Below are 9,435 nucleotides of genomic sequence, written 5' to 3' on the forward strand. Positions count from 1 at the left end.
GATCAAATGTGGGGGCGGGCTTGCTCGCGATGGGTCTAAAGCCTTACACCAACTCCGCGGCCAATGCCGCCTTCACCGCCGGCCGCTCATCAACCCGCGCCTGAAACTGCACCAACGCCGGCCACTCATTCAAATCAATCGAAAACAACGGAGCCCACCGCAACACCGTAAACAAATACGCATCGGCAATGCTGAACCCACCCGCCAGCAAATAATCCTGCCGCTCCAGCGTCTGGCACAACACCGCAAACCGCTTGAACAGCTTCTCCTTGATCAGCGCCTTCACTTCCTCCGGGAACTGCGCGTTGAACAACCACCCCAGTCCGCCATGAATCTCCGTCGACACAAAGTTCAACCACTCCTGCAACCGCACCCGCTCGAACGTCCTCTGGGCTGGCGCCAGGTTCGCCTCGGGTCGCAGATCCGCCAGGTACTGCAGGATCGCCGGGCCTTCGGTCAGCACTTCACCGTTGTCCAGTTGCAGCGCCGCGACGTAACCCTTCGGGTTGATGGCGAGGAAGTCGGCACCGCTGGCGGTCCGTTTGGTGCGGTTATCGACGCGAATCAACGCGAAGGGCAGGTCCAGTTCGCGCAGCACAATGTGCGGTGCGAGCGAGCAAGCGTGAGGGGCGTAATACAACTTCATCGGCAGGCCTCTGGTTCGGGGTTTTCGCCAGTGTCATAGTGCGCGGCGCCCTCGGTAAAATTAATCTTTCAGAACACGGCCATAAGGAAAGCTACTGCCATGATGAATCTGATGCACTGGCGAATGGTGGTGGCGGTGGCGGACACAGGCAACATCACCCGCGCGGCCGAGCGGGTCGGCATGACCCAGTCCGGTGCCAGCCAGGCGCTGGCGCTGATCGAAGAAACCCTCGGCGTTCAACTGTTCAGCCGGGAAAACCGCCAGACCCTGCCGACCGCCATTGGTCTGCCGGTCATCGAGCAGGCGCGCGCCATGCTCGGTGCCCTGGAAAACATCCGCAGTACCGTCGATGCCGCCAAAGGCATCCAGCGCGGGACGATTCGCCTGGCGAGTTTCCCCATGGTACTGGCGACCTTTCTGCCGCCGCTGCTGCGCCAGTTCAATCGGCTTTATCCCGGCATACAGGTGGTTGCCCTGGAAGTCAGCGACGATGAAGTGGAAACGCTGCTCGGCGGCGGTCTGGTGGATGTCGGTGTGGTGTTGAACCCGGCGCCGGAGCGCAATGCCGGCCGATTGGGGCGCGATGCCTGGGTGGCGGTTCTGCCGGGTGGCCATCCTTTGGCGCGGCGTTCGGTCGAAGAGGGTGTCTCCCTCGCCGAGTTGGCGGAGCAACCCTTTGTGCTGGCCACCGGCGGCTGTTCAACCAATGCCCGCAGTCTGGCCATCGACGCCGGTTTGCAGTTGCATGACGTCCGTGTCGAGGTCCGTGAATGGAGTAGTGCGTTCACCCTGATGCGGGAAAACATCGGTGTGACTCTGGTGCCGGAAATGACCCTGCCGAGCCAGCTCCAGGGGCTGCGTGTGGTGCCGCTGATACCGCGAATCGATCGCGAATTCGCCTTGGTGGTCGCGGCGAACAAGCCACCCTCGGCAGCGGTGCAGGCGTTGTTGAGCATGCTGGCTGAAAACTGAATCGGTTTCAGCTGAACCGATTTTGTCCTCGATGATGGCCGACTAGTGGCCTTGCAAGCCGATTGCGGCTGACTATGCTCACTCCTGACAACCATGTCGGTCGCAATATGAAGGCCGTCATGCACGCTTCAAGAGTGCGCAGTCCAAGGCACCGATGCGAGCAACAGGGAGCTTTTCATTAAAGGGAATTACTTTGAAAACATCAGGGCTGGCCCGGTCCCGGGCTATCAAGAGACGGATGTCTTGATAAGAGCGTTGCCACATGGACTCTCCGATTCAACATCATCGATCACCTGACCATTCCTCCTGTGGAGGAATGTGTGCGCCTGTGCCATGGAACGTTGTGGTGGATACGTTGAAAGACCGAAGAACTTTCATCAATCAAACGACCGCACTTAGGGTGATACGACCATGTTTAACCTACATCACAAGGCTGACCTGCTGGAAATCGAGCGCTACAGCTGTGCACTGAGCGAGGCCAATGCGAAGCTGGCCGCCGTCAGCCGTTCGATGGCGATGATTGAGTTCACCCCTGAAGGCATTGTCCTCGATGCCAACGAAAACTTTTGCGCCGCTATGGGTTACAGCGTCGAGGAAGTGCGCGGCAAACATCACCGGATCTTTTGCGAAGAAGCGTATTACCGCAGCGAAGACTACGCCAGATTGTGGCGTGACCTGGCCCGTGGCGAACCGGTCAGCGGCACTTTCTTGCGCTTGAACAAGAGGGGCAAGGAGATCTGGCTCGAAGCCAGCTATATGCCGGTTTTCGGCCCTGATCGCCAGGTAAAAAGCGTGATCAAAGTGGCCACGGACATCACTGCCAGGATTAACAAAGAGCACGAAAACGAAAGCATGCTCGCGGCGATCGGTCGTTCCATGGCGGTGATCGAATTCACCCCCGAAGGAAATGTGATCACGGCCAATGACAACTTCCTGAAGACCACCCATTACTCGCTCAATGAAGTCGTCGGTCAGCATCACAGCCTGTTTTGCCACCGAGCCGAGGCTGAATCCCAGACCTACAAAGGGTTCTGGGCTTCACTGAATCGCGGCGAATATCACTCGCACCGTTTTGAACGAAAGGATAAACACGGCCATACGATTTTCCTTGAAGCGTCCTACAACCCGTTGTTCGATACCAAGGGCCGGCTGTACAAAGTGGTCAAGTTCGCCAGCGACATCACGAATCAGGTGACCACCCTGCAAACCGCTGCCGAATCGGCCCACAGCACCTCGGTCCAGAACGACGCCTGCGCGCAGAAGGGGTCGCAGGTGGTGCAGCAAACGGTGCAGATCATCCAGGACATTTCCAAAGACTTGAACGAGGCAGCGTTGAGCATCGACGCGGTCAGCAAGCAGTCGGACATTATCGGCACCATCGTCCAGACCATTCGCGGCATTGCCGATCAGACCAACCTGCTGGCGCTTAACGCGGCGATTGAAGCGGCCCGGGCCGGGGAGCACGGGCGAGGGTTTGCGGTGGTCGCCGATGAGGTCCGCAGCCTCGCCGCACGCACCAGCCAGGCGACGCTGGAGATCGTCGACGTGGTGCGCAAGAACCATGATTTGTCATTGAACGCGGTATCGAGCATGCAGTCGAGTCTGAGCCGGACCGGTCTTGGGGTGGAATTGGCGAACGAGGCGGGGGAGGTGATTCTGGAGATTCAGCAGGGGTCGCGGCATGTCGTGGATGCGATCAGCCAGTTCAACTCAACGCTGCAGTTGAATTGAATCACAGACCTGTAGGAGCCGGCTTGCTGGCGATAGCGTCCGCAAGATCGCCATCGCCAGCAAGCCGGCTCCTACAAAAGCATCAGCGTTGTTACAGCGAGGCGAGGAACTTGTCGACCACTTGAGGGCTGCCTTTCTCGCTACCACCGTTTTCGTTCTCGGCCTGCGCCAGTTTTATCTTGTCCTGCATGCGATCGGCCATTTCTTTAGCGACCGCCTGTTGTTGTTGTTCCGGCGGCATTTGTTCCACTTCTTCTTTGGTCAGGCCCATCTCTTCCAGAATGGCTTCCTGCATGCGCTCTTCCGGGGTTTTGCTCATGTATTCCTTGAAGGCGTCCGTGGCCGTGCCACCACTGAACTTGCCTTGCGCATCAGTCGGAAGCGGGGCGTAAGTCAATTGCAGTCCCACGCGTGTTTTCGCGAACGCTTCATCAACGTTGTCGCTGATTTTGCTCGCCTCACTGACTTGCTGCGTGGCGTTTTGAGTGGCGGACTTTTGCACTTGTGCGGTTTGCGCCTGAACGTTGCCTTGCAACGTTTGCAGCATCGCACTCTGAAGTCCGGCAGCGGCTTCGGCGGTCGGATCTTCGCCAGGCTTCTTGGGGATGGGGGTCATTAACGATTGTTTATTAGCACTGACCAACATGATGAGTAGACCTTGTAGGTATTTGCGGTGCAGTGCTTTCAGCAAATAGTATGCCTATATTAAAAATACTAAATATATCAATAAGTTAAGTTTTAAATGGTGGGCGGGTATCGCGGATTTTGCGGTTAACCTTTGCCGCCGTGCGGCAGCCGTCGACCGCCGCGAAGCAGGCATGACTTCAAGGCAGGCCGTTGCAGCCATGCTTGAGGAAGCCGGGGCGTTGAGCCAGTTTTTGGAAATACTCATCGATGGCAGGGAAGTCGGGGCGGTCCATCGGGGTCATCAACCAGCGGTTGACCGACAGCCCGATGACAATGTCGGCCAGAGTGAACCGTGGTCCGGCGACATAGGCTTTGGTGGCCGCGAGTTGATGCTCGAGGATGCTCATCTTCTGATTCCAGTCGCGCAGGCCGTTGGCAATGCGATGCGCGTCCTGGAACTCTGGATCCTTGCGCACCAGGGCCGTAAACGCGTAGCTCCAGGAGGTGTTGAGGTCGGTGGCTTGCCAATCCATCCACTGCTCGACCCGCGCTCGCGCCGCCGGTTCGTGCGGCAGCAGATCGTGATGCGGGTGTTTGCCGGCCAGATAGCGGCAGATGGTATTGGACTCCCACAGCACGCCGGCCTCATCAATGATCACCGGCACCTGCGCGTTGGGGTTGAGTCGGGTGAATTCCGGGCTGTGGGTCGATGCGAACCCGCTGCCCCAGTCCTCGCGTTCGTAGGAAATGTTCAGCTCGTCGCACGTCCACAGGACTTTTCTGACGTTGATGGACGATGCTTTACCCAGGATTTTCAGTGTGTGTTCCATGGAGCTACTCCTTTAGCGATTCGACGCTTCAGGAATCTAACAGCGTGTCGGCCAATGCGCGACTCAATCGGGTCGGGTTGCCAAATCCAGCAGAGAGGCTCGCACCGGGCTGGTGTTCATCCGCCCCGCAATCAGCGGGATGGGAAGCACTCATCAAGATTAGTTGAAAACCCGCCGCGTCGGCGATGCGCCGTTTAACGGTTTGGCTGCGCAAGCGCTGGCGACCTTAAGTCATGCGGTATCAGATCGGTCCAGATTGGCGTCGAGCATGCACTGGGGAGGTGCTGATTGAGGAGCGGTTGCCTGAGGATCCAGCCTTGAAGCTGTTGATCGATAAATACCGGCGTCGGCTCGATGCACTCGCCTCTGGGCGCAACCTTGGCCTGGTCCACCGAAACAAACAGCGGGCCGTCGGGATCGAACCTGGTCTTTGAGTGCTCTAGCACGCCTGTGTCCTTAGCGGCATAACACACATTCCTGCGCCCGGTCAGGTCGGTGGTCGTGACGCCAACGCCCTCGACATTTGCATGCCAGACGTTCATCACGACAGCGGGGCCCAGCCCCTTGGGGTGGGCGGCGAGGCAGGTTTTGATCGCCGGCATGAAACGCGGGTCGTTCAGGAAATGAGTCCAATCGTCTGGCTCAGAAGCCTGTATCTGAAGCGTCTGTCCCCACGAGACGGCTAGCAGGAAGGCCATGATGATTGTCTTGCGCATGTACGAGTCCGCCGGGAATGGAGAGGGCGGATTTTGCACGCGGCGCGTATGGGGTAAAGGATAAAAGGTGTAACTGATCGTTCCCGTTCAGTCCTTCGAGCGTGGCAACGATCAGCCCTGAACTACGTGCTCTCGCGCACCTTCAACTCAAACCCCATGTCCTGCACCGGTTTCGCCACCGTGTTGCCCGCCATCAAGGTCAGCATCTGCTCTGCGGCGCGTCGACCGATGGCCTCGCGTGGGGTGCTGATGCTGCTCAGGCGCGGGACCATGTGGGCCGAGGCGGGCAGGTCGTTGAAGCCGAGGATCGCCACTTGTTCGGGGATTTTGATCCCGCAGCGCATCGCCTCCAGCAAAGCGCCCTGCGCCAGGTCGTCGTTGCCGAAGAAGATTGCATCGACATCGGGGTGACTGGCGATCAGTTGGAGGAACAACTCGCCACCCAGGCCGACGGAGGAGGCGCGCGGGGTCAGCACTTCCAGGTCCGGGTCATAGCGACCGGCCTTTTGCAGGGCTTTGCGGAACCCTTCGCCGCGCAGCAACGTGCGCTGGTCCAGTTGCGCGCCGATGTAGGCCAGGCGCTTGCGACCGCGTGACAGCAAATGCTCGGCCGCCGTTTCGCCGGCGGCGAGCTGCGAGAAACCGACGCAATTGAGGCCTGCCGCACTGTCCAGTTCCATCATGTACACGCAGGGAATGTTGCTCGCCTCGATCATCCGCCGCGAACTTTCGGTGCGATCAAACCCGGTCAACAGCAAGCCGCGAGGCTGATACGCCATGTAATTGCGCAGCAGGTTTTCTTCTTCATCACGCGAATAATGGAAGTTGCCGATCAGCACTTCGAAGCCCTTCGGTCGTAAAACCTGATGAATGGCTTCCAGCGTGTCGATGAACAGCAAGTTCGACAGCGACGGCACCAACACCACGACGGAATGGCTCTGGGCCGAGGCTAACGCGCGGGCGGCGGGGTTGACCACGTAGTTGAGCTCAAGCGCCGCTTTCTGGACTTTTTCCACCAGTTCGGTGGCCACCGTGCTCACGCCACGCAAGGCGCGGGAGGCGGTAATCGGGCTGACGCCGGCCAGTCGAGCCACTTCATTGAGGGTAGGACGGCCAGTGGTTCGAGTATTTTTATCGTTTTTAGGGGAGGTCATCGGGCAGCTTGCCAAACAAAATTCAAGGCACTAAGGTAGCGCTGTCCCGAGGCAGCTGCAAATGCGTAAGCGAGTTTTGCCTGAACCTCGCTTTTCGGCGTCGGGAACGAACACGCTGCAACCCACAAAAATGACAAGAAGGCGTCGGCAACTTCTGCTTTTGAACGAGTGTCATAGCTTTCAAAGGTAGCGCTGTCTGCGCGCTGAGGTGTTACATGAATCATCCCATCACCGCCCTGGTCATCATGGGCGTTGCCGGTTGCGGCAAGACCTGCGTCAGCGAAGCCCTGTGCGAGCTTAGCGGCGCCACTGCCATTGAAGGCGACACTTTTCACCCTGCCGCCAATATCGAAAAGATGAGCGCAGGCATTCCCCTGAACGACGACGACCGTGCCGGCTGGCTCAACAGCCTGTGCGACGAACTGCGCCGCGTCGACGCCACGGGCGCACGCCCGGTGCTGACCTGCTCGGCCCTCAAACACATTTACCGTGAACGTCTGCGCAGCGCCTTGCCGGGCCTGGGCTTCGTGTTCCTTGAACTCACGCCTGAAGTGGCGGCCGATCGTGTCTCCCATCGGCCGGGCCATTTCATGCCGTCGACGCTGATCGACAGCCAGTTCGCCACCCTTGAATCCCCCGTTGGCGAGCCGCTGACCCTGGCCCTCGATGCCTCGAACCACAGCGTCGACCAATTGGCGAAACAGGCGCATGCCTGGTGGCTGGAACACGGCTTGAAACGCGCCGGTTGATTTTGCTCGAAGAGATAGCGCTGTCCTTATGGCTTTCGAATTACCCGTTTTAATAACAACAACAACCAGGAGACACCCCTAATGTTTGGCATGTCCCACGAGACGTTCCTGCTGCTCGATGCAGTGGTCACGGTGATCGGGCTTATCGTCCTGATCACCAAGTTCAAGTTCCACCCGTTCATTGCCCTGATCATTGCCGCAGCCTTTCTCGGGCTGACCTCCGGCATGCCGATCGGCACCATCATCAAGGCGTTCCAGGACGGCTTCGGTGGGGTGCTCGGTTTCGTCGGGATCATCCTCGCGCTGGGCACGATGCTCGGCAAAATGATGGCCGAGTCGGGCGGGGCGGATCAGATTGCCCAGACCCTGATTCGCGCGTTCGGCAAGGACAAGGTGCAGTGGGCAATGATGTTCGCCGCGTTCCTGGTGGGCATTCCGCTGTTCTTCGAAATCGGCTTCGTGCTGCTGATCCCGCTGGTGTTCATCGTTGCCCGGCGTACCGGCGTGTCGATCATCAAGATCGGTATCCCGCTGCTGGCCGGCCTGTCTGCGGTGCACGGCCTGGTTCCGCCGCACCCGGGTCCGTTGCTGGCCATCGGCGTGTTCGGTGCCGACATCGGCAAGACTATCCTCTACGGTCTGATCGTTGCGCTGCCGACGGCCATCATCGCCGGCCCGATCTACGGCACCTTCATCGCTAAATACATTCCCGGTCATCCCAACCAGGAACTGGTGGATCAACTGGCGCGCGAGAACGATTCTGCCGATCTCCCGAGCTTCTCCATCACCCTGATCACCGTGCTGTCGCCGGTGTTCCTGATGTTGCTCAAGACCTTTGCCGATGTGGTGCTGCCGGAAGGTAACTTCTTCCGCACCTTCATGGACCTGATCGGTCACCCGATCTCGGCCCTCCTGCTGGCATTGCTGCTGTCGCTGTACACCTTCGGCTACAAGCAAGGCATTGGCTCCAACCAGATGCTCAAATGGCTGGACGCGAGCCTCGCGCCGACCGCCGCGATCATCCTGATCATTGGTGCCGGCGGTGGCTTCAAGCAAATGCTGGTAACCAGCGGCGTGGGTAATGTCATCGGTAACATGGCGGTGGCCGCGCAGATCTCGCCAATTCTGCTGGCGTGGCTGGTGGCGGCGGTGATCCGAATCGCGACCGGTTCGGCGACCGTGGCGACCATTACTGGCGCTGGCATCGTGGTGCCGGTGGTGGGGATGATGCCGGGTGTGAACCGTGAGTTGCTGGTGCTGGCCACCGGTGCCGGTTCGTTGATCCTGTCTCACGTCAACGACGCTGGTTTCTGGCTGGTGAAGCAGTACTTCAACATGACCGTGGCGGAAACCTTCAAGACCTGGACGGCGATGGAAACCATCCTGTCCGTTGTAGGCCTGGGCTTCATTCTGCTGCTGTCGTTGTTCGTTTAAGCAACACCGCAACGCGTTTGTAGGAGCCGGCTTGCTGGCGATGGAATCGACTCGGCTCGGCGTTAAACCGAGTCGCCTGCATCGCCAGCAAGCCGGCTCCTACAAGTGTCAGGCGTTGGTTTTTGCGATCAGCCCATCCGTGCGGAACATCCCGCGAACTCCGCGCACGGCCTGACGAATCTGTCCGTTTTAGGCCTGGGCTTCATTCTGCTGCTGTACCGCAACGCGTTTGTAGGAGCCGGCTTGCTGGCGATGGAATCGACTCGGTCAGGCGTTAAACCGAGTCGCCTGCATCGCCAGCAAGCCGGCTCCTACAGGTGTCAGGGGTTGGTTTTTGCGATCAGCCCATCCGTGCGGAACATCCCGCGAGTCCCGCGCACGGCCTGACGAATCTGTCCGTTGTAGGCCTGGGCTTCATTCTGCTGCTGTACCGCAACGCGTTTGTAGGAGCCGGCTTGCTGGCGATGGAATCGACTCGGTTAGGCGTTAAACCGAGTCGCCTGCATCGCCAGCAAGCCGGCTCCTACAGGTGTCAGGCGTTGGTTTTTGCGATCAGCCCATCCGTGCGGAACATCC

Annotated in this window: 8 protein-coding genes and 2 pseudogenes; 5 read left to right on the forward strand and 5 right to left on the reverse strand. The window is 59.2% G+C overall.

The window, feature by feature from the left end; all coding sequences use genetic code 11:
* Nucleotides 1–43: 43 nt before the first annotated feature.
* Entirely contained in the window at nt 44–646 is a 603-nt protein-coding gene (gene gstA / locus FBY04_RS15720; protein ID WP_084319074.1) for a glutathione transferase GstA, read from the reverse strand.
* 99 nt (nt 647–745) lie between these two features.
* Here gstA and FBY04_RS15725 point away from each other — a divergent pair, with 99 nt between their 5' ends.
* From FBY04_RS15725 to FBY04_RS33240, 3 genes and pseudogenes are all read left to right on the forward strand, one after another.
* Complete coding sequence (locus tag FBY04_RS15725) at nt 746–1,618, forward strand: LysR family transcriptional regulator (protein ID WP_145315751.1); 873 nt, start codon at nt 746–748, stop codon at nt 1,616–1,618.
* Between the two features lie 516 nt (nt 1,619–2,134).
* Nucleotides 2,135–2,806: pseudogene (locus FBY04_RS33235) on the forward strand (PAS domain-containing protein); the annotation flags it as partial.
* 111 nt (nt 2,807–2,917) lie between these two features.
* Nucleotides 2,918–3,349, forward strand: a pseudogene (locus FBY04_RS33240) (methyl-accepting chemotaxis protein); the annotation flags it as partial.
* A gap of 91 nt (nt 3,350–3,440) precedes the next feature.
* Here FBY04_RS33240 and FBY04_RS15735 read toward each other — a convergent pair.
* The 4 genes from FBY04_RS15735 to FBY04_RS15750 all read right to left on the reverse strand — a co-directional run bounded on the left by FBY04_RS15735 (nt 3,441) and on the right by FBY04_RS15750 (nt 6,676).
* Complete coding sequence (locus FBY04_RS15735) at nt 3,441–3,995, reverse strand: hypothetical protein (RefSeq protein WP_145315753.1); 555 nt, start codon at nt 3,993–3,995, stop codon at nt 3,441–3,443.
* A gap of 178 nt (nt 3,996–4,173) precedes the next feature.
* Nucleotides 4,174–4,806 carry a glutathione S-transferase family protein gene (locus FBY04_RS15740; RefSeq protein ID WP_145315754.1) on the reverse strand — a complete coding sequence of 211 codons (633 nt, stop codon included), beginning with the start codon at nt 4,804–4,806 and terminating at the stop codon, nt 4,174–4,176.
* A gap of 194 nt (nt 4,807–5,000) precedes the next feature.
* Nucleotides 5,001–5,522 (reverse strand): hypothetical protein, encoded by a 522-nt coding sequence (locus FBY04_RS15745; protein WP_145315755.1) that lies wholly within the window; start codon nt 5,520–5,522, stop codon nt 5,001–5,003.
* 122 nt (nt 5,523–5,644) lie between these two features.
* Entirely contained in the window at nt 5,645–6,676 is a 1,032-nt protein-coding gene (locus FBY04_RS15750; RefSeq protein ID WP_084319086.1) for a LacI family DNA-binding transcriptional regulator, read from the reverse strand.
* A gap of 215 nt (nt 6,677–6,891) precedes the next feature.
* Here FBY04_RS15750 and FBY04_RS15755 point away from each other — a divergent pair, with 215 nt between their 5' ends.
* Nucleotides 6,892–7,425, forward strand: coding sequence for a gluconokinase (locus FBY04_RS15755; protein WP_145315756.1), 534 nt, complete (start codon nt 6,892–6,894; stop codon nt 7,423–7,425).
* 81 nt (nt 7,426–7,506) lie between these two features.
* Nucleotides 7,507–8,859 carry a GntP family permease gene (locus tag FBY04_RS15760; RefSeq protein WP_084319090.1) on the forward strand — a complete coding sequence of 451 codons (1,353 nt, stop codon included), beginning with the start codon at nt 7,507–7,509 and terminating at the stop codon, nt 8,857–8,859.
* The last annotated feature ends 576 nt before the right edge of the window (nt 8,860–9,435 follow it).

Origin of the sequence: Pseudomonas sp. SJZ080 (assembly GCF_007828295.1) — a bacterium.
Taxonomy (GTDB): domain Bacteria; phylum Pseudomonadota; class Gammaproteobacteria; order Pseudomonadales; family Pseudomonadaceae; genus Aquipseudomonas; species Aquipseudomonas migulae_A.

Excerpts from the sequence above, each read along its gene's own strand:
- FBY04_RS15745 (WP_145315755.1), bottom strand. The coding sequence starts at position 5,522 with ATGCGCAAGACAATCATCATGGCCTTCCTGCTAGCCGTCTCGTGGGGA.
- FBY04_RS15760 (WP_084319090.1), top strand. The coding sequence starts at position 7,507 with ATGTTTGGCATGTCCCACGAGACGTTCCTGCTGCTCGATGCAGTGGTC.
- FBY04_RS15740 (WP_145315754.1), bottom strand. The coding sequence starts at position 4,806 with ATGGAACACACACTGAAAATCCTGGGTAAAGCATCGTCCATCAACGTC.
- FBY04_RS15735 (WP_145315753.1), bottom strand. The coding sequence starts at position 3,995 with ATGTTGGTCAGTGCTAATAAACAATCGTTAATGACCCCCATCCCCAAG.
- gstA (WP_084319074.1), bottom strand. The coding sequence starts at position 646 with ATGAAGTTGTATTACGCCCCTCACGCTTGCTCGCTCGCACCGCACATT.
- FBY04_RS15755 (WP_145315756.1), top strand. The coding sequence starts at position 6,892 with ATGAATCATCCCATCACCGCCCTGGTCATCATGGGCGTTGCCGGTTGC.
- FBY04_RS15725 (WP_145315751.1), top strand. The coding sequence starts at position 746 with ATGATGAATCTGATGCACTGGCGAATGGTGGTGGCGGTGGCGGACACA.
- FBY04_RS15750 (WP_084319086.1), bottom strand. The coding sequence starts at position 6,676 with ATGACCTCCCCTAAAAACGATAAAAATACTCGAACCACTGGCCGTCCT.